This is a genomic window from Erwinia sp. HR93, assembly GCF_034555055.1.
GTDB lineage: Bacteria > Pseudomonadota > Gammaproteobacteria > Enterobacterales > Enterobacteriaceae > Apirhabdus > Apirhabdus apintestini.
Window position 1 is genome coordinate 800,236 of record NZ_JAXUDP010000001.1, and the last position, 26,001, is coordinate 826,236.

Below are 26,001 nucleotides of genomic sequence, written 5' to 3' on the forward strand. Positions count from 1 at the left end.
GATTATTTAATGTTTATCTACAGCCGCCGGGATTTAACTAAAGCTTAAGCGCGTGCGGGTTAGCTTCGCGCTGGCTTTGGGTTTGTGTCTCACTGACGTGCGGTACGCCATGCAATGACTCAGGGTATATGACAGAGCGAAGCGGCACCTGTTACACTCGCTATCTTTCCCCCGAACGATATTTAGCCATGACTCAACACGATTTGTTCAGCCAGCTTCCTGCCCTCGATCGCCTGTTGCATGATGCAACGTTTGCCCCGTTGTTAACGAAATACGGTCACTCACGGCTGGTTGAAACGCTGCGCCTGATGCTGACGGAAGCACGCTCGGTTATTCGCAAGGAAGGGGCGCTTCCAGACTGGGCGCAGGCCTGGGCCGTGGAGGCGGAAACTCGCCTGCATCGTGAAGATACCAGCGCGCTACGTCCGGTTTTTAACTTAACCGGCACCGTGCTGCATACCAACTTAGGGCGCGCCATTCAGGCGGACGCCGCCGTGGAGGCGGTAAGCCAGGCGATGCGGGCGCCGGTGACGGTGGAGTACGATTTGGACGGTGCCGGTCGCGGGCATCGGGATAGCGCTATCGCCCGGCTGCTGTGCGAGCTAACCGGTGCGGAAGATGCCTGTATCGTGAATAACAACGCGGCGGCCGTGTTATTGATGCTTGCTGCCTGTGCCAGCGGGGAAGAGGTGATAGTGTCGCGCGGCGAACTGGTTGAAATTGGCGGCGCGTTTCGCATCCCGGATGTCATGCGCCAGGCCGGGTGCATACTACAGGAAGTAGGCACAACTAATCGCACGCACCTGAAGGATTATCGCAGCGCCATCAATGAGAAAACGGCGCTGTTGATGAAGGTACATACCAGCAATTATCAGATAGCCGGTTTCACGAAGGCGATAGATGAGGCAGAGCTGGCAGAGCTTGGCAACGAATACAATATTCCCGTGGTGGTGGATTTAGGCAGCGGCTCGCTGGTGGATTTAACCCAGTATGGCCTGCCCGCCGAACCGATGCCTCAGCGGCTGATTGGTGCGGGCGTTAGCTTGGTCAGTTTTTCAGGCGATAAGCTGCTTGGCGGCCCGCAGGCGGGGATCATCGTGGGTAAAAGAGCGCTGATAGAGCGGCTGCAAAGTCATCCGCTGAAGCGTGCGCTACGCGTGGATAAAATGACGCTGGCGGCGCTGGAGGCGACATTACGGTTATATCGCCATCCTGAAACACTGCGCGAGCGCTTACCGACGCTGCGTTTGCTGACGCGAACCGCTCAGGAGTGTACGGCGTTAGCGCAACGCCTGATGGCGGCATTGATGCCGCATTATCCGGAATTTACGTTCCGCGTTGAGCCGTGTCTGTCGCAAATAGGCAGCGGTTCGCTGCCGGTGGACAGGCTGCCAGCCGCGGCGCTAACGCTGGCACCTCTTGACGGCCGGGGAGGCACGCTGGAAGCGCTGGCGCAAAAATGGCGCAGCCTGCCGGTACCGGTGATTGGGCGTATCACCGACGGGCGGCTGTGGCTGGATATGCGCTGCCTGGAGGATGAAACGGGGCTGTTGGAGATGCTGTTGAAATGATTATCGCGACTGCGGGTCACGTCGACCACGGAAAAACGACGCTTCTTGAGTGCCTGACCGGCGTGAATGCCGATCGGCTGCCGGAAGAGAAAAAGCGCGGTATGACCATTGATTTAGGTTATGCCTATTGGCCTCAGCCCGATGGACGTATTCTGGGGTTTATCGACGTTCCCGGGCATGAAAAGTTTTTAGCAAATATGCTGGCAGGGATTGGAGGTATCGATCGCGCATTGCTGGTAGTGGCCTGCGATGACGGCGTGATGGCCCAAACCCTGGAGCATCTTGCTATCCTGGCGCTTACCGGCAAACCGGCCCTGACCGTGGCGCTGACGAAAGCGGATAAAGTTGATGAAGCGCGCATTGAGCAGGTTAAAGCCGAAGTGGCGCAAGTGCTTGAAGAACAGCGCTGGGCAGAGGTGACGCTTTTTGTCACCGCGGCCACTGGCGGCGTCGGCATCGACGCGCTGCGCGCGCATTTGTCTCAGTTGCCCGAGCGCTCACATCCGGAAAAAAAACGCTTTCGGCTGGCCATCGATCGCGCGTTTACGGTCAAAGGTGCAGGGCTGGTGGTGACCGGAACCGCGCTCAGTGGGGATGTTCGCGTGGGCGATTCACTGTGGCTGACCGGTGCGGATACGCCGGTGCGCGTGCGCGGATTGCATGCGCAGAATCAGGCGACAGAGAGCGCCTGCGCCGGGCAGCGCATTGCGCTCAATATTGCCGGCAATGTGCAAAAGGCGGAGCTTCAGCGCGGCGACTGGTTACTTAGCGCCAGCCCTTCGCAGCCCGCCTCAGAGCGCGTGATTGTCGAGCTGGAAACCCATGTTGCGCTAACGCAGTGGCAGCCGGTGCATATTTATCATGCGGCGCGCCATATTACCGGGCGGGTTTCGCTGTTGGAAAATTCTCTGGCGGAGCTGGTGCTGGATACGCCTCTGTGGCTGGTGGATGGCGATCGGCTGGTGTTGCGTGATATCAGCGCGCGCACCACGCTGGCGGGCGGGCGCGTCGTTAGCACCACGCCGCCGCGCCGGGGCAAGCGTCGGCGCCCTTATTTGGATTGGCTGGCGGCGCTGAGTGAGGCTCCGGACGATGCGCAGGCGCTGGATACCTGGCTGCAGCGCGGTGCGGTGTCGCTGGCAGAATTCGCCTGGGCGCGCCAGTTAACGCCGGCCGGTCTCGAAAACCTGCTTTCGGAGCGCCCTGGTTTACTCAAGGCGAGTGAACATATCCTAAGCCAGGAGGTGGCGGCTGACTGGCAGCACACACTTTTACAGGCTTTGACACGCTATCACGAGCAACATGACGATCAGCCTGGACCCGGTCGCGAGAGGCTGAGGCGCATGGCGCTGCCTTCGGAAAATGAAGGGTTGGTGCTGGAACTCATTGAACGATTACGCCAGCAAGGCGAGCTTGAATCACGCCAGGGCTGGCTGCATTTACCCGGGCATCAGCCCGGTTTTTCGGGTGAGCAGCTCGCGCTATGGCTGCAGGTGGAAGCGTTATTCGGCGATGCTCCCTGGTGGGTGCGCGATTTGGCGCGCGAAACCGGGCAGGATGAACAGCGGATGCGGCAGCTGCTAAGGCTTGCAGCCCAGCAGGGGCTAATCACCGCCATCGTAAAAGATCGCTATTACCGTCGCCAGAGTATTCTGGCGTTCGCCGATCTTATTCGCAGCCTGGACCAGGAGCGCGGTTCTACCTGCGCCGCTGATTTTCGCGATCGTTTGGGAACCGGACGGAAGTTGGCGATTCAAATTCTCGAATATTTCGATCGCATTGGCTTTACCCGCCGCCGCGGGAACGATCATGTGCTGCGTGATTCCCGCCTGTTCGAACATTAATATTTTCTTCTCTTGCACCGCCCCGCTCGGGGCGTTTTTCATTGCCGTCCCTCCCATTTTTATTGAATTGAACGCTGGTGAATCCGGTTGTTTTGTGATCGCTATTGCATATTCCCCTGTTGGGTTACAGAAGAGCGCCAGAGCTGTCTCGATCCTGGACGAATATTTATTAAAAATAGCCGCCGCATATTGAGAGAGGCTTTTAAAACGTTGTCTGCTTCACAGTTTGAAGGGGGATAGCCGTTATGTTCGAAGGGTTATTTATAACCGGAGATGAACAATGGCAATATCCTGCTTTTACATCCCTTCCGTGAATGTTATCGGTCAGCACGCCCTGGATGAGGCGCTGAATTTTTTACAGGAACGTGGGTTTCGGCGGGCTTTAATTGTCACCGACCAGGGACTGGTTCGTATGGGCGTTGCGCAAACGCTCAGCGATGCGCTGGCCCGGCGTGATATTAATGCCGTTATCTATGATGAGACGCACCCAAACCCGACAACGACCAACGTTGAGGCCGGGCTGGCATTGCTCAGGCGGCACGATAGCGAATGCGTTATTTCTCTCGGTGGCGGTAGCCCGCATGACTGCGCGAAGGCGATTGCGCTGGTTGCCGCGAATGGCGGCGATATTCGCGATTATGAAGGCGTTGACCGCTCCGCCGCACCGCAATTGCCGATGGTGGCGATAAACACCACGGCGGGAACGGCTTCTGAAATGACGCGGTTTTGTATTATTACGGATGAAGTCCGTCATATCAAAATGGCTATCGTTGATAAACACGTTACGCCGCTTCTTTCCGTTAACGATCCATTACTGATGCGGGCGATGCCTGCCTCGCTGACTGCGGCTACCGGCATGGATGCGCTGACGCATGCGATTGAAGCGTATGTTTCCACGGCGGCGAATCCGATAACCGACGCCTGCGCCCTTAAAGCGATCGCCATCATCCATCGCGCCCTGCCTGCGGCCGTTGCGCGTGGCGATGATATGGCCGCGCGGGAAGACATGGCCTGGGCGCAATTCATGGCCGGCATGGCGTTTAATAACGCGTCGCTGGGCTATGTTCACGCAATGGCGCATCAGTTAGGGGGCTTCTATGACTTACCGCACGGCGTTTGCAATGCGGTGCTACTTCCGCACGTTCAAATATTTAACAGCCGGGTTGCCGCTGAGAGGCTGCGCGACTGCGCCGCCGCGCTTGGCGTGAATGTTGACGGGATGAACGCGGAATGCGGGGCGCGGGCGTGTATTGAGGCCATCCAGGCGCTTTCGCGTCGCGTCAATATTCCTGACGGGCTGCGCCAGCTTGGGGTTAAAGAGGCGGACATCCCCGTGCTGGCGGACAATGCGCTTAAGGATGCCTGCGGGCTGACCAACCCCGTGCAGGCGACGCATGAAGAGATTATGACCATTTACCGTAATGCGCTGTAAGTCGATATAACAGTGTTCTCACGCGCGCAGCGGCGCGGTGGGACAAGGAGAAAAACATGGCTACGCAATCAACCAATAATACTCAACTGGCCTCTGAAACCCCGCCTTATTCTTTGCGCCTTAAGGCGCGCTATGACAATTTTATCGGCGGCGAATGGGTTGCGCCGACATCCGGGAAATACTATCAAAACCTGACACCAGTGACGGGAGAAGCGCTGTGTGAAGTGGCAAGTTCCAGCACGGCAGATATTGATAAGGCGCTGGACGCTGCGCATGCCATAAAAGAAGCGTGGGGGAAAACGGCGGCTCAGCAGCGCGCTGCGGTTTTGTTAAAGATAGCCGATCGCATGGAGCAAAATTTAACGCTGCTGGCTGCGGCTGAGTCGTGGGATAACGGTAAACCTATTCGTGAAACGCTGGCGGCGGATGTCCCGCTGGCCATCGATCACTTCCGCTATTTTGCTTCCTGTATTCGCGCTCAGGAAGGGGGCATTAGCGAGATAGACAGCGAGACGGTGGCCTACCATTTCCACGAGCCGTTAGGGGTGGTTGGGCAGATTATTCCGTGGAACTTCCCGCTATTGATGGCAAGCTGGAAGATGGCGCCCGCGCTGGCGGCGGGGAATGCGATTGTCCTGAAACCGGCGCGCCTCACGCCGCTGTCGGTGCTGGTTTTAATGGAAATTATTGGGGACTTGCTGCCGCCGGGCGTGGTTAATGTGGTAAACGGTGCGGGCGGCGAGATTGGGGAATATATGGCGACATCGCCGCGCATTGCCAAAATTGCGTTCACCGGTTCCACGGAAGTAGGCCGCGAGATAATGCAGTCCGCGACGCGCAATATTATTCCCGTGACGCTGGAGTTGGGTGGTAAATCGCCGAATATCTTTATGGCCGATGTGATGGATCACGATGATTCCTGGCTGGATAAAGCTATCGAGGGATTTACGCTTTTTGCGTTTAACCAGGGAGAAGTCTGCACCTGCCCCAGCCGGGCGCTTATCCACGAATCGATTTATGAGCGTTTTATGGAACGTGCGCTGCGGCGCGTAGAGTCGATTCGCGCCGGGCACCCGCTGGACCCAAAAACGCAAATGGGCGCTCAGGTTTCCGCAGGGCAGCTGGAAACTATCATGGATTATATCAATATTGGGCGTAAAGAAGGCGCGGAAGTACTGACCGGCGGGCAGTTGCGTAAACTGGACGGCGATTTGAAAGGCGGTTTTTACATGGAGCCGACTATTTTGCGCGGCGACAATAAAATGCGCGTATTCCAGGAGGAAATCTTTGGGCCGGTGTTAGCGGTCACAACCTTCAAAACGCCGGAGGAGGCGCTTGAGATAGCCAACGATACGCTATTTGGCCTGGGAGCCGGGGTGTGGAGCCGTAACGGCAGCCTTGCCTATAAAATGGGGCGGGGTATTCAGGCTGGACGCGTGTGGACCAACTGCTATCACGTTTATCCGGCGCATGCCGCATTTGGGGGCTATAAGCTATCGGGGATTGGGCGTGAAACGCACAAGATGATGCTGGATCATTATCAGCGAACGAAATGTTTACTGGTGAGTTATTCCGACAGGCCACAGGGGCTGTTCTGATGGAAGGGGCGCTTTGTGCGCCCCCGATGTTATGGCTAACTGCAAACCACGCCCTTTGGACGTGGTTATCGACCGGGTTTTGGCTCAGCCTTATTTATTGTCCAGCGATTTAAAACTTACAGTATTGGCAGAAGCTTCTTTTTAAGGGGATTGGTACGTCTCCATGGCACGAAAGTCGAAATCAATGCCACCCTCTATAAAGGCGGGTTATTACTGCCGGAGCCTCCGGGCATCTACAGATGTTGTGTCACGATGTTTTACAAGGCGGTTATCCTTACGCGCAGGCGTATTGCATGGGTGCAAAAGGAGAAGTGGCGCAAGGAATAAGCGTTGAAAGCGGGTGATGCCTGCCCGCCTGTCATGCCGTGCCTGGTTAGCTGGCTTCACGCCATGCGCGTTCAATTTCCTCTGCCAGCACGCGAATACCGGCTTCAATTTTATCCGGCTCCGGAACATAGTTCATGCGCATACACTGCCGGGTGTGTGGCCAGGGGTTATCCAGCCCGGGGAAGAAGTGGTCGCCCGGCACCATCAGCACGCCGCGCTGTTTCAGGCGCTGATAAAGCTGCTCGGTGGTTATCGGTAAATCCTTAAACCAAAGCCACAGGAAAATGGCGCCTTCGGGCTTATGAATAAGGCAGCGCTCTGGTGATAGATAGCGCCGAAGAATCGCGATAGTTTGCTGTACCCGCTGTTGATAAAACGGCCTGATAACCGTTTCCGACAGGCGCAGCATATCCTGGCGCTGTAGCATTTCGCAGGCGATGGTCGGGCCAATTCCGCCGGGTGCCAGGCTGATTATGCCATTCATGTTGCGAATAGCGGTAATAATGCGCTCATTTGCAACGATAATGCCGCATCGGCTGCCCGGTAATCCAAGCTTAGACAAACTCATGCATAACACGGTATTTGGATTCCACATGGCCGTGGCATCGCTAAAAATGATGCCAGGGAAGGGGAGGCCATAAGCGTTATCGATAACCAGCGGTACGTCGTGTTTACGCGCCAGAGCGTCCAGTTTCTGCAATTCTTTATCGGTGATAACGTTTCCGGTTGGATTCGTTGGGCGGGAAACGCAAATCATGCCCGTATCGCTGCCGATATGCAGCCTTTCAAAATCAACGTGGTACTTAAATTGCCCGTCAGGTAACAGTTCAATATTGGGGCGCGTGGAGGTGAAAAGGTCATCTTCCAGCCCGGCATCGGCATAGCCGATATATTCCGGTGCCAGTGGGAAAAGCACCTTTTTAATGCGGCCATCGGCGGCGCGCCCGGCGAACAGGTTAAATAAGTAGAAAAATGCGCTCTGGCTGCCGTTTGTCAGCGCAATATTTTGTGGCCCAATATCCCAGCCAAAGTGGGAATGTAACAGCTTTGCCAGTTCGTGAAGCAGCGTATCTTTACCCTGTGGGCCGTCATAGTTGCAGAGAGTATCGATGAGTTTACCGCTGGCGAGCATTTCCCCGAGCAGCGACTGGAAGTACTGCGTCATGGCTGGAATTTGCGCCGGATTACCACCGCCCAGCATAATGGCGCCCGGTGTGCGCAGCCCATCGTTGAGATCTTCCATCAGGCGGGTAATACCCGAATGACGCGTAAATTTATCGCCGAAAAGTGAAAAAGTCATCGCGGTAACTGTATTGAGTGTGAATGGAAAGGTATCCACCATAGCGCTTGCCTGAACGAGGCGCAAATGCACATTCTGAGGGGGAATTTCTTGTTTATGCTGGAAAATCGACGCAATAAAGCACCCTGTGCTGTCTGTTGTCGACATGAGCGGGGCGCTGTTAATTTAAGCGGGAAGTCCCCACCCCAGAGCAGAATGTGCGGCCCGAACATTAAGACTTTCCCTAATAAAGAGAGCCAATTTTCCATAAATTCGGAATCGAGGTAACGCAATCTGTATGCGGATTGCCCATTTTTTGATAGGATCCCCGGCTTATCTCTGAGGATAGAGGTTACACACATCATAATGAGTGGCCGCCCAATGAGGCTGCCTACGACCTGGAGACACAATGTGATATCGACATGCTACCGACGCATCGGGGCTGTGATACTCATGTCGCTCACGCTGGGATTATCAGGTGAGGTGCTGGCACAAAAGCACGAGACACACAAAAAGAGTCATAAAGCCCAAATATCGCAGGTAAGTAACGGTAAATTACTGGCGAAAACCAGAAAAGAGTATTCTCGCAATAGTGAAAGCAGTCCACTTCCTGATTTGCGAAAATACCCTTCCGGAATCAAAAGGAAAAAAGCATTTCTTCGGACCATCATGCCGTATATCGCGCATCAAAATGCTGCGATTACTTCAGAGCGCAACTGGCTGGTTTCGAAGCAATATGATGGCCGCTGGGCGCCTAGCGAACGCGCGCGTCTAAAGGAAATTGTGACGCGCTATAAAATTGCCTGGAACGGTAATCTGCGCGCTATTCCGTGGAAAACGCTATTAGATCGCGTGGACATCATTCCTGGCAGCATGATTGCCACAATGGCGGCAGTAGAAAGCGGGTGGGGGACATCTAAACTTGCGCGTGTGAATACCAATTTATTTGGTATGAAATGCTCAAGCTCGTCCTGTAATAGCGGGCCGGGTAAAGTGAAGGGGTATTTGCATTTTGCCTCCGTGAAAGAGTCGGTTAGCGCTTATGTATATAACCTGAATACGCATCCGGCCTATAAGTCGTTTCGCTCTTCACGGGCGCAGTTGCGTAAAACCGATACTACGCTTACCGCAAAGAATATGATCCATAAGCTGAAGGGATATTCGACCCGGGGCGTGAGTTACAATAATTTCCTGTTAGCGATGTATCAAAGTAATCAGCATTTGATGGTTGCGACTAATTAACATCGGGCGTAGCCGCAGCGGGCGGTAATCAGTGATTTGCGAGACAGAAAAAGAGCGGCTTAAGGCCGCTCTTTTTACATTTTACATCCCGTTAATTACTCTGTATGGGAACCTTCAAATAAGATCTTGAGGCTTAAGTGAATGGCATTCGCCCGTCACGCAGCCCTCTTGGCCGGTTACCAAAAGGTTATTGTTCCAACAGTTTTAGTTCCGCCACCACCGGTAGATGATCGCTGACGGCCGACCATTTGTAGCTCACAGAATCGTTCATTACGCTGATGCTTTTCGCGTGCCATTTTTGGCCGCGCCAGGTGAGGATATGATCGAGGTCGAGTGCGGGGTTAATGGCCGGCCAGGAGCGATGGTCTTCGAGGTCGTCATCCACGATATTCCACATCGCTTTCAGCTCCTGCATCGGCTGTTCGCGCGCCGTAGAATTAAAATCACCGGCGAGAATTTTTACCGCTGATGCAATATCCGGGAAGTCGCTGGGCGCATCGCCGATGGCCAGGTCCATAATGCGGCGCACCTGCATCAGGCGAATGGTAGGGTCTTTTTGCCAGTCCAGATGCGTAGTCATGACGATAATCGGGTGCTCGAAGCCGGGTTTATGTACTTCGGCGATCAATACGCCGCGCTGCTCTGCATCGCCGGAAGGCAATTTAACCAATTGCGATTTTGCAATGGGGTATTTAGAGAGTAGCCCTATGCCGTACTGCCCACCGTCGAATTCCAGTACATCGCCGAAGGCATAATGTAATTTTAAAGCATCAGCGAGAGTTTTAAGCTGGTCGATATTGCCGCTGCGGCGGGTATTTTTATCGATTTCAGTAACAGAGATAACATCGGCGTCCAGTTTGCCAATGGCATCGATGAGTTTACCGAAATCATTAACATTATTTGAGGCTTCATTTTTACCAATATTATATGTCGCGAATTTTAACGTTGGGTTATTGGTATTCCACAGCCTGTTTGGCGTACCCGCCCCTGCCTTTTGAACGGAAAGCACGGTTTTCCCGGATAAAGGGTCGGCGTGCGCCTGCATTAAGCCTGACAGCGCAAGGGCTGCCAGCAAGCGCGCGGAGATGACGATAATATTTTTCATGGTATTGCTTCTCGTTATGAATGATTATTCGGCCGGGCAGCATAGATCATAGAGATATCGCCGGCACCTTTGCGCGGCGATTTTGTGATGTTAGGCGCAATACGTATTGTTTACCTGCGCAGTGAATAAGTTGAATAAAGAAGCGGGTAGACAGGGCTTATTGTTTATTTCCCTCACTCATTATAAAAACAATTAATGTATTACGTTCCGTTAATATTGTTTTAATCCGATAAGATAAAGACGTATTCCGCAGCCTGATTACTGGAATTCTCTCTGTTTTTTATAATGATTGAGTAACAGGGACGGCGCGTATAAAGAATCTTTATTTGTTAGCTGTTTTAGGGAATATAAAGCAAAGCCGTGGGGCGTATTTGGCGAGCTGAAATAGAACAGCACAGGTAATATTGCCCGCGCCGATTCGTATTCAAATCTTTCACTAATATAGTGGGTTGCACGCTGCCATCGCTAAACGGGGTTCCCTGGCATTCCTGAGGTGCAGCCTGACGGGAACACACGATGACAAGTTTCGCTGCTGGAGCCGGGCGCTAACTGACTAAGCGCCGGCTATCAATACGCCGTAAAGCGAGAGAGAGTAGCGTACTGCCGCCTAACGCTATGGCAAATACCCACAGAATATCCAGCGCGGGTATCTGTTTAATATCCAGCCCGTGGGTACGTAAAAAGTGGATAAAAAGCGCGTGAAACCCGTAAATGGCCAGCGAATTGCGTGATATTACGCGCAGCCCGGGCAGCGTGCGGCGATTAATCCCGCTTTTGGCGAACAGGAATAGTGCGATAGCGCCGATAAACACCAGCGGGCCGGCGTATTGATACCAGGTATCGGCAAAATCGCCGCGCACTTTTAATTCGTGCCACGTTCCCCAGCTTATACCGGTAATACACAGTAAAAATAGCGCGGCGCTGAGCGTACCGACGCCGGGGTAATCCGTTTTCATCGTTCCTAAAGCGCGCCCCAGCAGCCCATAGAGCACGTAGTAAAACGTATCGCCGCTAATAAAAAGATTTATTGGCAGCCAGTGTATTCTCCCGCCGGAGAGCGGCACGAGGTTTGGATTCGCGATAATGCCTATTAAGACAATAAGCGCGGCTATAGACGCCGGTCGCACGCGCTTTACTTCAATCAGCGGTGATAACAGATAGACGATCCACAGCGCAAAGAAAAACCAGAGGTGATAGAACACCGGTTTTTGCAGCAAATTTTCAAAGGATAACGTAAGGCTTATCGGAGTGAGTACGGCGATATAGATCAGTGCGACAGCGCTGTAAAAAAGCAGGCACAGGCCTAATCGCGTGAAATGACGGCGACCCGCGCTGCGTGCGCCAAAAAACAGGTAACCGGAAATCATAAAAAACAGGGGAACGCAGACGCGTGAAGCAGAGTTTAACGCATTGGCGAATAGCCAGGCTGGCATACTGATTTCATCGGGAGAGGTTAAATACCAGGTGGTGGTATGAATAAGGACCACCATCAGGCAGGCAATGCCTCGTAAATTATCAATCCAGTGTATTGTATGTCGCTGCATCGGTTCCTCTAAAGTGTGGCACTCTGCACAGTGTGCCGTTTATTCCCGGCGCATGGCTTTCGGGAACTGTCCGAGTTTTCACCGCGCGCGCTGAACGCGCCAGAAAAGTGTATCAGGGGCGAGTTATTGTCGGCCAGGCGATGAAAGCATATTGCGTTACTGCACGCGCGTCGGCCGTCGTATTGAATGGACATTTTTCATTCTGTGCATTATTCGCAGTAAAAAGCCGAATGAGATAGTCCTTAAATACGTTTTGCCGGGCGTTACAGCGCTATTATCAACGCACTGAAAATCCTCCGAGGGCGGTAGTAAACCCTGAATTCTGGCTGTATATCTGGCGGTCAAAGGGTATACTGGCCGTTTCCTAAAATACACATATGCGTATCGCACACGAATATTATGCAAAAGTTTGATACCCGGACCTTTCAGGGGCTGATCCTGACCTTACAGGATTACTGGGCGCGCCAGGGTTGCACCATCGTTCAGCCGCTGGATATGGAAGTTGGCGCTGGCACCTCTCACCCGATGACCTGCCTGCGGGCGCTGGGGCCGGAGCCAATGGCTACCGCCTACGTCCAGCCTTCTCGCCGTCCCACCGATGGGCGCTACGGGGAAAACCCAAACCGCCTGCAGCATTATTATCAGTTTCAGGTTGTGATAAAGCCGTCGCCGGAAAACATTCAGGAATTATATCTCGGGTCGCTCAGGGAACTTGGGCTGGACCCGACGGTGCACGATATTCGCTTCGTTGAAGATAACTGGGAGAATCCGACGCTCGGTGCGTGGGGGCTAGGCTGGGAAGTCTGGCTTAACGGGATGGAAGTGACTCAGTTCACCTACTTCCAGCAGGTAGGCGGCCTTGAGTGCAAACCCGTTACCGGGGAAATCACATACGGTCTGGAGCGCCTGGCAATGTACATTCAGGGCGTTGATAGTGTTTATGACCTGGTATGGAGCGATGGCCCGCTGGGGAAAACGACGTATGGCGATGTGTTCCATCAGAACGAAGTGGAGCAGTCCACCTATAACTTTGAATACGCTGACGTCGATTTCTTATTTGCCTGCTTTGAGCAGTATGAAAAAGAGGCGCAGCAGCTTCTGGCGCTGGAAAAGCCGCTGCCGCTGCCGGCCTATGAGCGAATTTTAAAAGCGGCGCACAGTTTTAACCTGCTGGATGCGCGTAAGGCCATCTCCGTGACCGAGCGCCAGCGTTATATCCTGCGCATTCGTACGCTGACCAAAGCGGTGGCAGAAGCCTACTATGCCTCCCGCGAGGCGCTGGGCTTCCCAATGTGCAACAAGAATAAATAAGAGGCGGCCATGTCTGAAAAAACTTTTCTGGTGGAAATCGGTACTGAAGAGCTGCCACCAAAAGCCCTGCGCAGCCTGGCGGAATCTTTTGCTGCGAACTTTACTGCGGAACTCGATAACGCGGGTCTCGCGCACGGAAGCGTTGAGTGGTTTGCGGCACCGCGCCGCCTGGCGCTGAAAGTCGCAAATATGGCGGCTTCACAGCCGGATCGCGAAGTAGAAAAGCGCGGGCCGGCTATCGCTCAGGCCTTTGATGCAGAAGGTAAACCGAGTAAAGCGGCAGAAGGCTGGGCGCGTGGCTGCGGTATTACCGTTGAGCAGGCTGAGCGTTTAACTACGGATAAAGGCGAATGGCTGCTGTACCGTGCGCATGTAAAAGGCGAAAGCGCGCAGGCGCTGCTGCCGGATATGGTCAGCGTTGCCTTATCCAAACTGCCGATCCCAAAACTGATGCGCTGGGGCGCTTCTGACGTGCACTTTGTGCGTCCGGTGCATACGGTGACGCTGCTATTGGGCAGCGATGTCATTCCGGCGACCATTCTCGGCGTTAATTCCGATCGCGTGATCCGCGGGCATCGCTTTATGGGCGAGGCTGAATTCCCCCTCGACGGCGCCGATAATTACCCGCAAATTTTGTTGGAACGCGGCAAGGTGATGGCCGATTACCACGCGCGTAAAGCCAAAATTAAAGCGGATGCTGAAGCCGCGGCGCGTAAAATTGGCGGTAACGCAGATTTAAGTGAAAGCCTGCTGGAAGAAGTTACCTCGCTGGTGGAATGGCCGGAAGTGTTAACCGCGAAATTTGAAGAGAAGTTTCTCGCGGTGCCGGCAGAAGCGCTGGTATACACCATGAAAGGCGATCAGAAATACTTCCCGGTATACGATAACGACGGCAACTTACTGCCGCATTTTATCTTCGTTGCGAATATTGCCTCCAGCGATCCCCAGCAGATTATCGCGGGGAATGAAAAAGTGGTGCGCCCCCGCCTGGCGGACGCCGAATTTTTCTTTAATACCGATCGTAAAAAGCGTCTGGAAGACAATCTTCCGCGTCTGGAAACCGTGCTGTTCCAGAAGCAGTTGGGTTCGCTGCGCGATAAAACTGACAGAATTGAAGCCCTCTCGGGTTGGATTGCCCGCCAGATTGGCGCTGATGTAAATCATGCGACGCGCGCAGGCCTGTTATCGAAGTGCGACCTGATGACCAACATGGTGTTTGAATTTACCGATACCCAGGGCGTTATGGGTATGCACTATGCGCGGCATGACGGTGAGGCTGAAGATGTGGCGCTGGCGCTGAATGAACAGTACATGCCGCGCTTTGCCGGGGATGCGCTGCCTTCCGGGCTGGTTTCCTGCGCGGTGGCGATTGCCGATAAAATGGATACTCTGGCAGGGATTTTTGGCATTGGGCAGCATCCGAAAGGCGATAAAGATCCGTTCGCGCTACGCCGCGCCGCGCTGGGCGTATTGCGCATTATCGTTGAGAAGAATTTGCCGCTGGATTTACAAACGCTGACCGCTGAAGCAATACGTTTGTACGGCGACAAACTGACTAATCCAAATGCGCTCAATGACGTTATCGACTTTATGCTGGGCCGATTCCGCGCCTGGTATCAGGAAGAAGGCCACGCGGTGGATACTATTCAGGCCGTGCTGGCGCGCCGCCCTACGCGCCCCGCCGATTTTGACGCGCGCGTTAAGGCCGTCTCGCACTTCCGTACTCTGGACGCGGCGGCCGCGCTGGCTGCGGCGAATAAGCGCGTTTCCAATATCCTGGCGAAGTCGGATGAAACCCCCAACGGGCAGGTGCAGGCATCGGTATTGAAAGAGGACGCTGAAATCCGGCTTGCTATGCAGGTCACGGTGCTGCGCGATAAACTGGCACCGTACTATGCGCAGGGGCGTTACCAGGAGGCGCTGGTGGAACTGGCCGCACTGCGTGAGCCGGTAGATGAGTTCTTCGAAAAGGTTATGGTCATGGCAGACGATAAAGCTCTGCGAGTTAACCGACTGACTTTGCTAGCGAATTTGCGTGATTTGTTCTTACAGGCGGCGGATATTTCTCTGCTGCAGTAAATTACGACGCGTTATTCGCAATAGCCGGCCCGCGTGAAAGCGCGGGCCGGCTTTTTTGTGGCCTGTTAAGAGAGCGGGGTTGTCAGCTACGGCCTGGCACTATGAATTCAACCGGGCGCGCCTGGCGGAGAATGGCTGTGCGGCGGCGGATTTACGAAATAATCAGATTCGCCAGCGCGAAGCCGACGCCAACCGCAAGAAGTGAAAGCGCAACGTGGGCGGCTATCCCGCCAATGGCCCACAGCCAGTTGCCGCTCTGCAGCTGCACAAATATTTCCAGTGAGAAGGTCGAAAAAGTGGATAAGCCACCGCAAATCCCCGTGGTAATAAGAAGGCGAAGCGCAGGATCGATTCCCGGGTAGCGGATAAAGGCCGGCAGCGCGGCGCCAATAATCAAACCGGCCAGAATATTAGCGACTAAAGTGCCCGGCGGCAGGGAAGGAAAAAGCGCGTTTAATCGATTAGACAGCGCCCAGCGCAAGGCGCTGCCGAGAGCACCGCCGATGAGCACGGCAAAAAGAGATTTTAACATGTTGTTTAGCCTTTATCGTTTACGTGGCGCTATGAACATCAGAGAAGCGCGGCAACGCTATTCGCGCTGGCGGATGGGCGCCAATTTTATCGAACATAGGGTGAGAAATATCTGCGCTAATGATAAAGGAGTTACTGCATAAGAAAAGATGTCGTGATGCCGCGATCCTGACACAGAAAAACTCCGCAAAAAGCGCTATGTCAGGCGTCATCAGCTACATCAGGTAGCGGTTGGTCGAGGTGGAACGCCATCACCCCGCTTTGTGAACAAAGCAACCGCGCTATTTTCTCAGGGTTAAGGCTTACAGGCAAGGGGTTAAATCGTCGCCGATAACTGAGCGACCCAATGCGTTACTCCCGGGCGACTATCAGAAATTCACCGCAGACGGTATCCTGCAACGGCATGTTGGACTATTCTTGTCTGCAAGACATAACATTCTATGTATCTCGTTGGAAGGAGTAGAAAATATGGTGACAGGTAAGTCCTGCTCCCGCTGGTTAGCGCCATTTATGGCTTTGCTTATGATTGTCAGCCTGAGCGGCTGTTTTGATAAAGAAGGCGATCAGCGTAAAGCGTTTATCGATTTTCTGCAGCATACGGTAATGCGCAGTGGCGAAAGGCTCCCCACGTTAACGGCCGATCAGAAAAAACAGTTTGGCCCCTTTGTCTCGGATTACGCTATTTTGTATGGTTTCGCTCATCAGATGGACCAGGCGATTGATAACGGCATCAGGCCCGTCGTTGACAGCGTCAATCATATTCGTGCGCCGCAGGATTATATGACGCAGCGGGATATGCTACGCCAGGCTAACGGCGCGCTCGGCGTGCTCAGCCAGCAGGTGCAAAACGCGAAGGCGCAGGCCGATAACGCGCGTAATGAACTGCGTCAGCCGGATGATTTAAAAGCCGTGTTTGATAATGCCTGGCAGAAAGTGGTCGCCGATCCGGCGGCGGCGTTTGAACCGGTCATTCCGGCGGCGCAAACGCTGACGCAGCAACTGGTGCTGGTGGGTGATTTTATTCAGCAGCAGGGTGACAAAGTCGGTTTTGCTAATGGCGGTATTCAGTTCCCCACCAGTCAGCAGGCGAGCCAGTATAACAGCCTGATTGGGCCATTAGCCTCGCAGCACCAGGCCTTTAGTCAGGCCTGGGATTCGCTTAACCGCGTAACACAGTAGGCCGTCTGACATTTTCGTCGCGCTACCCGGTGGGGATGATATATCGACGTTTGGCGGCGCCGTTACTGTGAGGTACGGCGCCGTAAATAGCGCTTCCGCGCGGCGTTTAGCGCGATAAAACCTCGGGATTGACGCAGTTTTTGGTTACGTTGCCCTGCAGGGCAGCCAGTAAATTATCCACGGCGTTGTGCGCCATTGCATCGCGCGTTTCTGCCGTCGCAGAGCCGATATGCGGCGTTGCGACCACGTTAGGCATCTGCAGCAATGGCGATTGTGGATCTATTGGCTCCTGTTCAAATACATCTAACCCGGCAGCGCGGATGCGCTTCTCACGCAGCGCGTTAATTAGCGCCTGTTCGTCAACTATCTGGCCGCGCGCGGCGTTAATGAAAATGGCGGTCGGTTTCATTGCGGCCAGCTGTTCCGCGCCTATCATATGATGCGTTTCCGCGCTCAGCGGTAGAATCAGGCACACAAAATCAGCTTCTGACAATAGGGTGTTGAGATTACAGCGCCGGGCGTTAAAACGCTCTTCCGCCTGCGCATGTTGGCTGCGCGCGTGATACAGCACCGGCATGCTAAAACCGCAGTGGGCGCGCTGCGCCAGTGCCATACCGATACGCCCCATCCCGATAATGCCCAGCGTTTTATGATGTACATCTACGCCAAACCAGTCTGGCCCAATACTGTGTGTCCATTCACCGCGTTTTACGCGCTCTGCTACCTCGTTGATGCGACGCGCGGTGGACAGCACCAATGCCATGAGCGTATCGGCGACGGTATCAGTGAGCACCGTTGGCGTGTGCATAAGCGCGATACCGCGTTCGGTCAGCGCATTGACGTCAAAATTGTTATAGCCCACGGAGATAGTGGAGACAGCGCGCAGCGCGGGCATATTTTCCAGTAACGCGCTATCTACTTTACCGCCGGAACCGAGTAATCCTTCGGCCCGGGCAAAGTCGTCGGCGTGCTTTTTAAGCGTATCCGGGCTTAAATCCGGCACCTGAATAATGTTGACCCGCTGCTTCAGGCGGTCGATAAGATTATCCGTTAAAGTTTTATAGAGAATAATGGAAGGCTTCATAGCAAGCTCCGGGAACCAAATTGAGTCAATGAATGGCAGTATCGCCTATAGCGCGACCGCGAGTGAGTTATTTGCGATGGCCGGCGAGCCATCGCTTCGGTTATTGGGACGATGGCGTTCATGCGTGACTGTGGGCCTTCGGTGGCACCGGCTTTTGGCTGGCGGCGGGGCGCACAATAAGTGTGAGCCAGACGGCGACAAAAAGCGCGGCGCCCATAAAAATGTATGAGGCCGCCGGCGAGCCCGTCAAACCGTTCAGGTAACCGACAAACCAGGAGCCGAAAAAAGAGCCGAGCGCGCCCATGCTATTAATGAGTGCCATGGCTCCCCCGGCGACATTCCTTGGCAGCATTTCCGGGATAATCGCGAAAAACGGTCCATACGGGGCATACATCGCCGCGCCCGCTATCACGAGTAGCGTGTAGGAACTCCAGAAGTGATTGGCACCCACGGCCCAGGAGCCGATAAAAGCCAGCCCGCCGACGAGCAATAGTGGCCAGACAAATAGCCGGCGGCGCTGAAGTTTATCCGAGGCCCAGGAAACGACAATCATCGCTACCGTGGCGGCCAGATAAGGTACGGCGGAAAGCCAGCCGACTTCGACCATACCCATATCCGCAGCCCCGGCGCTGCGGATAATTGAAGGAAGCCACAGCACAAAGCCGTAAACGCCGATGCTCCAGGCAAAGTATTGCAGGCACAGCAGGATAACGTTACGCGAGCGAAAAGCCTCACCGTAATTGCGCACGGCCTGGATGCCCATTTGTTCCCTGTCGAGTTTGTCCTGTAGCGCCTGCTTCTCATCGGCGCTGAGCCAGCGCGCCTGAGCGGGTTTGTCTTTTACCAGTACCCACCAGCAGCAGGCCCAAATGACGGCGGGGATCCCCTCTAAGATAAACATTTCGCGCCAGCCAAATGACTGAATCAGATAGCCGGAAACCACGGACATCCATAATACGGTTACCGGATTACCAAGTATAAGGAAGGTGTTTGCCCGAGAGCGCTCAGATTGAGTAAACCAGTTGCTGATATAGATGAGCATAGCGGGCATAACCGCGGCTTCGACCACGCCGAGAATGAAGCGAATTGCCGCCAGCGCCGGGATATTGCTAATCACGCCGGTTAATGACGCGCAGCCGCCCCACAATATCAGGCAGATAAAAATCAGTTTTTTTACGCTGCGCTTTTCCGCGTACAGGGCGCCGGGGATCTGGAAGAAAAAATAGCCGAGGAAAAAGAGGGCGCCGAGAAGTGAGGAGATCCCTTTAGTAATCCCCAGATCTTCATTGATACCCGCCGCAGAGGCAAAGCTAAAGTTAGCGCGGTCGAGGTACGCCAGACTGTAGGTGATAAACACGATGGGCATGATATACCACCAGCGTTTACGGGCATTGGTTGAGCTATTCATTGGGCGGCCTCTCTGATTGGTCCGGCGTATCAGGCGACGTTATGAGAGTTAACGGCTAATGCGCCAGTGCTATTGGATTTGTGCGCCGCGGCTATTCGCCCAGCTCAGCCCGGGTTGGCAGGCCTTCGCTATCGCCAGAAACCTGTATTGCGCGGGCGCCAATACGGTTGCCGCGCACCAGCGCCTGCGAATAGGTATGTCCTTCCAGCAGGGCGCTGATCGCGCCAACGGCAAAGCCGTCGCCCGCGCCGACGGTATCTACAATATGTTCTACGCGCTCTGCCGGTACGGCTCCGGATACGCCGTCTGCGGATTTAAACCAGGCGCCATCTGCGCCGGTTTTAATTAAAACTGCCTGAACGCCGCGCTCAAGCCAAAAATCGGCGATGGCGTCAGGTTCGCTGCGGCCAGTTAAAATCATGCCTTCTTTCAGACCGGGCATTACCCAGTCTGCCTGGCAGGCCAGCGCGTTTAATTTTCTTACCATTTCTGCTTCGCTTTTCCACAATACCGGGCGCAGATTGGGATCAAATGACAGCGTTTTCCCCTGTGCCTTCATATTTCTTGCCGCGTGGTACAGCAATGCCAGCGAGCTTTCAGAGAGCGCGGCGGCGACGCCGGTTATGTGGAGATGGCGCGCCTGATAAAAATAGGCGGCCTGGAAATCATCAGGAGATAGATAGCTGGCCGCCGATCCCTGCCGGAAATATTCCACGACGGGATCGCTGCCGTCATCCACTTTGGATTTAAGCTGGAAACCGGTAGAGTGCGCGTTATCAATTACGACGCCCCGGCTGTCGATACCCTCTTTTTGTAACTGCTGCAAAATAAAGTGGCCGAAGCTGTCGTTTCCTACGCGGCTAACCCAGCCGACGTTTAACCCCAGGCGCGCCAGCCCGGTTGCGACATTGAGTTCGGCGCCTGCTGCGCGTTTAATAAAGTGTTCGCAGTGGGCGAGACTGCCGGTTTCACAGGCAATAAACATCGCCATGGCCTCGCCGATTGTAATGACATCAAGCATGGTTATACCTCGCGGAGTACGCGAATATAGTGGCGGGTAACGGCCAGTAAGTCGTGCCCTTCCAGTGGAAATTCAATACCGCACGGGGAAGTGGCGGGGAGTTGCTTAAACAATTGCAGCCAGCGCGGTTCCGCCTCATCCAGCGCAATGGCGCGATAGCCGCCTGGGTATGCGGTAGCGGCTTTCACATGAATATAGCCAATGTCCTGACGCAGGTTTTCTGCCGCCAGCTCCGGCGATTCATCGACCCATAACCAGTTCGCCATATCAAAGGCCAAGGCATAAGATAGCCGCTGCTTTTGTAGCGCGTCGCGCAGGCGAATGATGTTAGCAAGACGGCTGTAAGGAGTTTGATCGTTTTCGATGACTAACGCGGGCGCATTCGGCGTGATGATTTCCCGTAGCGCTGCAAGCTGCGACGGAGAGTGATAATTTCCAGACGGGAGCTTTATCCAGCGAGCGTTTAGTTCGCGGGTTTCCTGCAGCAGCGACGGCAGTAGAGGATTCACGCGCCCCTGCTCTGTGAAGAGCGGTTCCGGTGCGGAATAACAGGCTTTCAGGTTGTTATCCGCAATGGTCTTTGCCAGCGCGGAGAGGCGCCGGCCGCCTAAAAGTTCCCGCCGAATTTCAACCCCATCCGCCCCTGCGGCGGCAATGAGCGGCAGGATATTCATTTGTCCTCCCAGTTTGGCGAGGCGCTCCCGACCATAGGCGGCGGTAACTACAAAAATGTCTCTTCTCATTACCGTCTCAATTATTAACAATAATGACACAATTGATTTACGGTAAATGGAACCGGTTCCATATAAAAGCACTGAGGCAATAATCTATGATCGCTGTCACGCTAAGAGAGTAAATGAGGAATGCGTTAATTTGAAATTTGGGTGGAGCCGCGAAAGTTAAGCCTGCCGGGAAATAATTTATCGGCTGGCGCATCCGCACTGCCCTGAATGCGCAGAATCAAACGCTCCAGCGCGGCCTGGCCGATAAGCGTCGTCGGCTGCTGTAATGTGGTAATGCCAGGGCTGACGAGATCCGCCCACGGCAGTTCATCAAAGCTCAGCAGGCCAATATCTTTACCGGGTACCAAGCTGAGGCGCTTTAAAGCGCGTGCAATATGCAGCGCAATCGCGCCGTTGGCGGAGACTATCGCGCAGGGACTCTTTTTATAACGATGCTGGAAGGTATTGATGAGGGCATCCAGCTCTCCGGACGGAGCAGTTAACGCGATTTGTCGGCTCTCTGCCGCAATGTCGGGATGTTTCTGCAGGAGAGTATGGAAAACGTGCTGCCGCTCGCGTCGTGTATTGACGCAAGCCACTGGCTCACTGAGGAAAAGGAGCGCCTGAAACCCTTGATGCAACAGATGCTGAACGCAAAGTTGCGTTGCCTGATGGTTGTCCAGCCCAACCATATCCAGAGCCTGCCCTGTGATTTTACGATCGATCAACACGGTGGGTATCGTGGGGTGAGGGTGTTGCCCGAAACTGAACTCACGAATCCCAACGGCATTAATAATAATGCCTTCAACCTGATAGCTATACAGTAGTTTAAGATAATGTGCTTCCAGCTCGGTTTCATTATTGGCGTTGCATACCAGAAGCGTATAGCCGTGCTCGCGGCAGGTAGATTCAATCCCTCCGAGTATTTCAATCGAATAGGGGTTAGTGATATCGGCAATAATAACGCCTATGAGGCGCGTTCGCCCGCGCTTAAGGCCGCGCGCCATTTGATTTGGCCGATAGTTTAACCCGCGAATTGCCTGCTCAATTCGCAGGCGCAGCGCGTCGGATAATCGGTGCTGTTCGCCATTTAAATAGCGGGAAACGCTGGTCTTGCCCGTTTTTGCTGCACGAGCGACATCGCTGATAGTGGCGCTATTTTTCATGGCTGGCATCCTTGGATGCGGAGCGAGATTAACATATTCACAGATTATCAGGGATGAGTTGCGCCATCGGGTGCCGATAGCGGGGCAGAAAGTACCTTCGGGTGAAGCGGTTTTAGATATAAATCGCATATCATGATTGTGAATAGCGGTTCAGAAAGCAGCTATATTACAGGTTTTTTGAGAATGTGATGCCACGGATATAAGGCGGATTTATCGAGTTGATAGCGTTCTTGAAAACGCTGTGCGTGATAAAAATGTTCCGCCGTGAGGCTACAATAAATGCTTAATGCCGGGCGCTTGTGTAAGCACATTTATTACCACTGCAAATAGAACGCTTAATAAAACGGGCTTTGTGAAAAGCCATTCGCCAGCAATGATAATGAAAGCCGCAGGAGAATAAAGGTTCCATTATCATCGCCCGCCCGCTGCCGATTATGGTCAATCTGAGCCGTTTGGCGCACAAAAACAGTCCGTCACGTGATCGTTAACCAACCCGCAGGATTGCATAAATGCATAACAGATGGTTGAGCCGACGAATTTAAACCCGCGTTTTTTGAGCGCTTTCGAAAGGGCATCTGAGGCCGGGGTATTCGTAGGGATGTCGCTCAATGAGGTGGGAAAATTGATTTGCGGCTTACCATCGACGAATGACCAAATGAATTGTGAGAAGTCTTCGCCGTTTTCTTCCATAGCGAGTAACGCGTTCGCATTATGGATAATCGCATCCAGCTTTCCGCTATGGCGGATAAGCCCGGCGTCCTGCAGAAGTAAATCGCGCGTTTCCGGCGTCATCTTTGCAACTAACTCCGGTACGAATTGATGAAAACAGTGGCGATAATGCGCTCTTTTCTTTAACACAGTAATCCACGATAACCCGGCCTGCTGACCTTCAAGGCAAATCATTTCGAATAGTCTTTGACGATCGGTGATTGGCTTTCCCCACTCATCGTCATGATAGGCGATATAAAGCGGATCCTGTGTGACCCATCCACAGCGCTGCATAAGTTGCTCCTGTATAACAAAACCTAAGCTATTTAATGGAGCAGGTTACGGTAAAACGGGCGCCTCTGCATGTGAAATTATATACGCAAACCGCTTTGCGCCTACTTTCATCCAACTTTAAATACGCAGGTAAGGCGCAATACCGAAAACGTGTACTTTATCTGATGGTCACCCTATGAATGACCAGTGTTATTGATTATCAATTAATCTTGGTTTTACCTGGCCACTATGCAAAAAGAATAGAGAGTTTTCCTGTGGTATCAAGGGCGATATTAATGTTGGTAAACATTCCCCTGTAAAAATAAAGCAATTACAATTAATTACAGTGCTGTAATTAGCATCGCAGTGATAAGAAATATCATTATAGGATCGAGGGGAAATGAAGTTAGGTGCGATTTATAGGGTGTGTATGAGAGAAAGCCGGATAAAAGATATTATTGAAATTGTGGTATGAGGTTGAATGATATTATGTAAAGATGCATTTAACCTGTCAGTTATTATTTTTTATTAAAATAAAGCCAATAACAAATTCTTAAAAGCAAAGATAAGAAAATTCATATCCCTATCGGATAAAGAGGGAAGAAATGGAGTTCACTATTCACAAATAGTCTTATGGACCATATATTGTCAGAGGTCATTAGTAAGTTTTATTAACATATGAGGTAACGATGGCGGCTATCCGAGTGCAGAAGGTCGCATTGAAGAGATTCAGAGATAGCAAAGAGATATAGAAATAGAAAGCAGAAGAAACAGCCTTCGTGAGTATAAGTGAGGATTTTGGAGGGTGATTGAATTTACCAAATGCGAAAGATCTTATTAGAATTTATGAAGTATATCAGTTTGTATAAAGGTAATAAAAATAAAGTTCAGATTATTTCATGATGACGCTATAAGGCACAGTGGAAAATAAGAATTAATGCTAAAAATGAACTTGCGGGTGAGATTTTTTCACGATATAAGCTTACCGATGTTGACAGACTATCATAAAATGGATGTGGATGGATAAGTTAATGGATGGCTTAAGGAATAATGAAGCGAAGATATTCCGTCTGGATAACAATGTAACTTTTCTTCCAGCTAAAAGATGTCTGGTCACGAAGAGTAATAATATCGTTGAGCTTTCCGAGAATAGTTATCGTTTTCTTTCTTTGCTATTAGCCGGCGAGACTGATAAACAAAAGATTATTGACTTTGTCTGGCAGGAACAAAATGGTTCCGTTAGTGAAAGCAGCTATTATGGGTAGCTTTATCTATTACGTAAAGCGTTAAACGCATGTGGATTAGCTGAGTCATTGATTAAAACGATACCACGGAAAGGTGTGCGTTATACCGGGCAGATCGAAGAGCTGGCACTTGAAAAAGAGGAAACGTTAACACCGAAAGAAAATACTTCGCAACAAAGCGAGGAAGAGATTTTCCAAGGGGAAAAATCTGATTCGGAATCGGCGTTAATGGTGACAGAAAATAAGTTATCGAAAGCAACCGGTGTACCTGTTTCTGCAAATATAGGCGATGACCAGTCGGGAAAAGAATGGTATCAGAGTAAAAGCTGGAATGTATTTGTTACCACGATGGCGATTATTGCCGTTTGCTGGATAACGACCTTGATTTTTGCACTGTTATTTATGGTGAAATGAGGAAAAAAAATAATTTGTAAGGCAGTTATGAGGATTTATTCAGTGCGGTTGCCTATATTTTGCTTTACCAGCACTGCGCGATCGCAATATTGTTCATTACAACTCATTACTAATGTGCGGTATTTTAAACTGGTATCATAGAGAAAATATAATCAACACAAGGAATAGTCTGATGCTAAACGTTATTTCTAATTGCTACGAATATGCTAAATGCCGTCTGGGTACTTTCAAAAATAATCAAGATGGCGTAACTGCTATTGAATATGCGCTGATCGCTGTTGCGATGGCGACGCTGCTGGCAGCCGTTCTGGGTAACCAGGACAAAGGCTTCCTGGGAGCATTAAATGATACGTTTGAGGCAATCGCTGCTGCCATTCAGAGCGTTACCGTATCAGCGAAGTCATGATAAGAGAGTAGTTTTTACCAGAGTGCTGTTAGGAAAGTGGATTTCCTGGCAGCACTCAGGTGTTTTTATGGAGAAGGTGACATGGAAAGTTATCTAAAGATTGTTACGCTGTTAGTGATAGCTTTAATATGCCTGTCTGTATGCTTTGATGATATTTATCATCGCACGATTAAAAACAGCAAAGTCATTGTTATTCTTTCTCTTGCTCTGGTTTACTGTGCGGTAAACCAGAGCATTAGTCTCGTTCCCGCCCTTATTTCGTTCATTGTTGGCTATGCGCTTTTTCATCTTCGCGTTATGGGTGCCGGTGATGTTAAGCTGTTCTGCTGCCTGAGCCTGATGATTCCTGCTAACCTATTTTTTTCTTTTCTGTTTATGACAACGGTATTTGGCGTTGCCATCGTTTTTTTTGGCCTTATTTTTTACAGAGAGAAAATTAAAAAATTTGGCGTGCCTTACGGCGTCGCAATCTCGTTATCTTATTTTTTTCATTTAATTTTACTGTGACAGGAA

Annotated in this window: 22 protein-coding genes and 1 riboswitch; of the genes, 12 read left to right on the top strand and 10 right to left on the bottom strand. The window is 52.4% G+C overall.

Features of this window, described 5'->3' with window-relative positions:
• Positions 1 to 188: 188 nt before the first annotated feature.
• The 4 genes from selA to SFA31_RS03845 all read left to right on the top strand — a co-directional run bounded on the left by selA (position 189) and on the right by SFA31_RS03845 (position 6,445).
• Entirely contained in the window at positions 189 to 1,571 is a 1,383-nt protein-coding gene (gene selA / locus SFA31_RS03830; RefSeq protein WP_322836783.1) for an L-seryl-tRNA(Sec) selenium transferase, read from the top strand.
• The gene (selB, locus tag SFA31_RS03835) at positions 1,568 to 3,415 is read left to right on the top strand and encodes a selenocysteine-specific translation elongation factor (protein ID WP_322836784.1); all 1,848 of its coding nucleotides are present in this window, start codon (positions 1,568 to 1,570) and stop codon (positions 3,413 to 3,415) included. The genes selA and selB overlap by 4 nt, the downstream gene beginning before the upstream one ends.
• A gap of 280 nt (positions 3,416 to 3,695) precedes the next feature.
• Positions 3,696 to 4,847, top strand: a complete 1,152-nt coding sequence (yiaY, locus tag SFA31_RS03840) for an L-threonine dehydrogenase (protein WP_322836785.1) — start codon at positions 3,696 to 3,698, stop codon at positions 4,845 to 4,847.
• A gap of 56 nt (positions 4,848 to 4,903) precedes the next feature.
• Entirely contained in the window at positions 4,904 to 6,445 is a 1,542-nt protein-coding gene (locus tag SFA31_RS03845; protein WP_322836786.1) for an aldehyde dehydrogenase family protein, read from the top strand.
• 373 nt (positions 6,446 to 6,818) lie between these two features.
• Here SFA31_RS03845 and avtA read toward each other — a convergent pair whose 3' ends face one another.
• Positions 6,819 to 8,072 carry a valine--pyruvate transaminase gene (avtA, locus tag SFA31_RS03850; protein ID WP_322839282.1) on the bottom strand — a complete coding sequence of 418 codons (1,254 nt, stop codon included), beginning with the start codon at positions 8,070 to 8,072 and terminating at the stop codon, positions 6,819 to 6,821.
• Between the two features lie 390 nt (positions 8,073 to 8,462).
• Here avtA and SFA31_RS03855 point away from each other — a divergent pair, with 390 nt between their 5' ends.
• Positions 8,463 to 9,293 (top strand): protein bax, encoded by an 831-nt coding sequence (locus tag SFA31_RS03855; protein ID WP_322836787.1) that lies wholly within the window; start codon positions 8,463 to 8,465, stop codon positions 9,291 to 9,293.
• A gap of 187 nt (positions 9,294 to 9,480) precedes the next feature.
• Here the strand turns inward: SFA31_RS03855 and SFA31_RS03860 are convergent, their stop codons facing one another.
• Entirely contained in the window at positions 9,481 to 10,398 is a 918-nt protein-coding gene (locus SFA31_RS03860) for an endonuclease/exonuclease/phosphatase family protein (protein WP_322836788.1), read from the bottom strand.
• A 545-nt stretch (positions 10,399 to 10,943) separates the two neighbouring features.
• Positions 10,944 to 11,942 (bottom strand): acyltransferase, encoded by a 999-nt coding sequence (locus SFA31_RS03865; protein WP_322836789.1) that lies wholly within the window; start codon positions 11,940 to 11,942, stop codon positions 10,944 to 10,946.
• A 399-nt stretch (positions 11,943 to 12,341) separates the two neighbouring features.
• On the opposite strand from SFA31_RS03865, the gene glyQ reads away from it, so the two are divergent.
• A complete protein-coding gene (gene glyQ, locus SFA31_RS03870) occupies positions 12,342 to 13,253 on the top strand; it encodes a glycine--tRNA ligase subunit alpha (RefSeq protein ID WP_322836790.1) in 912 nt (303 codons plus the stop codon).
• A gap of 9 nt (positions 13,254 to 13,262) precedes the next feature.
• Complete coding sequence (glyS, locus tag SFA31_RS03875) at positions 13,263 to 15,332, top strand: glycine--tRNA ligase subunit beta (protein WP_322836791.1); 2,070 nt, start codon at positions 13,263 to 13,265, stop codon at positions 15,330 to 15,332.
• 151 nt (positions 15,333 to 15,483) lie between these two features.
• On the opposite strand, the gene crcB is transcribed toward glyS, so the two are convergent.
• Positions 15,484 to 15,864: a fluoride efflux transporter CrcB gene (crcB, locus tag SFA31_RS03880; RefSeq protein ID WP_322836792.1), complete on the bottom strand. Its 381-nt coding sequence runs from the start codon at positions 15,862 to 15,864 to the stop codon at positions 15,484 to 15,486.
• 194 nt (positions 15,865 to 16,058) lie between these two features.
• Positions 16,059 to 16,128, bottom strand: a riboswitch (Fluoride riboswitch).
• Positions 16,129 to 16,331: 203 nt separating this feature from the next.
• Here crcB and SFA31_RS03885 point away from each other — a divergent pair.
• Positions 16,332 to 17,042, top strand: coding sequence for a DUF3053 domain-containing protein (locus tag SFA31_RS03885; protein ID WP_322836793.1), 711 nt, complete (start codon positions 16,332 to 16,334; stop codon positions 17,040 to 17,042).
• 106 nt (positions 17,043 to 17,148) lie between these two features.
• On the opposite strand, the gene ghrB is transcribed toward SFA31_RS03885, so the two are convergent.
• The 6 genes from ghrB to SFA31_RS03915 all read right to left on the bottom strand — a co-directional run bounded on the left by ghrB (position 17,149) and on the right by SFA31_RS03915 (position 23,445).
• Positions 17,149 to 18,126 (bottom strand): glyoxylate/hydroxypyruvate reductase GhrB, encoded by a 978-nt coding sequence (ghrB, locus tag SFA31_RS03890; protein ID WP_322836794.1) that lies wholly within the window; start codon positions 18,124 to 18,126, stop codon positions 17,149 to 17,151.
• A 118-nt stretch (positions 18,127 to 18,244) separates the two neighbouring features.
• Positions 18,245 to 19,534, bottom strand: a complete 1,290-nt coding sequence (locus SFA31_RS03895) for an MFS transporter (RefSeq protein ID WP_322836795.1) — start codon at positions 19,532 to 19,534, stop codon at positions 18,245 to 18,247.
• A gap of 91 nt (positions 19,535 to 19,625) precedes the next feature.
• Positions 19,626 to 20,561: a sugar kinase gene (locus SFA31_RS03900; protein ID WP_322839283.1), complete on the bottom strand. Its 936-nt coding sequence runs from the start codon at positions 20,559 to 20,561 to the stop codon at positions 19,626 to 19,628.
• On the bottom strand, positions 20,558 to 21,298 hold the full coding sequence (locus SFA31_RS03905; RefSeq protein ID WP_322836796.1) for a sugar phosphate isomerase/epimerase: 741 nt from the start codon (positions 21,296 to 21,298) through the stop codon (positions 20,558 to 20,560). The genes SFA31_RS03900 and SFA31_RS03905 overlap by 4 nt, the downstream gene beginning before the upstream one ends.
• 125 nt (positions 21,299 to 21,423) lie before the next feature.
• Complete coding sequence (locus tag SFA31_RS03910) at positions 21,424 to 22,452, bottom strand: LacI family DNA-binding transcriptional regulator (protein WP_416208317.1); 1,029 nt, start codon at positions 22,450 to 22,452, stop codon at positions 21,424 to 21,426.
• Between the two features lie 429 nt (positions 22,453 to 22,881).
• Positions 22,882 to 23,445 (bottom strand): DNA-3-methyladenine glycosylase I, encoded by a 564-nt coding sequence (locus tag SFA31_RS03915; protein ID WP_322836798.1) that lies wholly within the window; start codon positions 23,443 to 23,445, stop codon positions 22,882 to 22,884.
• A gap of 998 nt (positions 23,446 to 24,443) precedes the next feature.
• On the opposite strand from SFA31_RS03915, the gene SFA31_RS03920 reads away from it, so the two are divergent.
• From SFA31_RS03920 to SFA31_RS03935, 4 genes are all read left to right on the top strand, one after another.
• A complete protein-coding gene (locus SFA31_RS03920) occupies positions 24,444 to 24,689 on the top strand; it encodes a hypothetical protein (RefSeq protein WP_322836799.1) in 246 nt (81 codons plus the stop codon).
• 75 nt (positions 24,690 to 24,764) lie between these two features.
• Positions 24,765 to 25,082, top strand: a complete 318-nt coding sequence (locus SFA31_RS03925) for a hypothetical protein (protein WP_322836800.1) — start codon at positions 24,765 to 24,767, stop codon at positions 25,080 to 25,082.
• Between the two features lie 172 nt (positions 25,083 to 25,254).
• A complete protein-coding gene (locus SFA31_RS03930; RefSeq protein WP_322836801.1) occupies positions 25,255 to 25,488 on the top strand; it encodes a Flp family type IVb pilin in 234 nt (77 codons plus the stop codon).
• Between the two features lie 36 nt (positions 25,489 to 25,524).
• Positions 25,525 to 25,995 (top strand): A24 family peptidase, encoded by a 471-nt coding sequence (locus SFA31_RS03935; protein WP_322836802.1) that lies wholly within the window; start codon positions 25,525 to 25,527, stop codon positions 25,993 to 25,995.
• Positions 25,996 to 26,001: the final 6 nt, after the last annotated feature.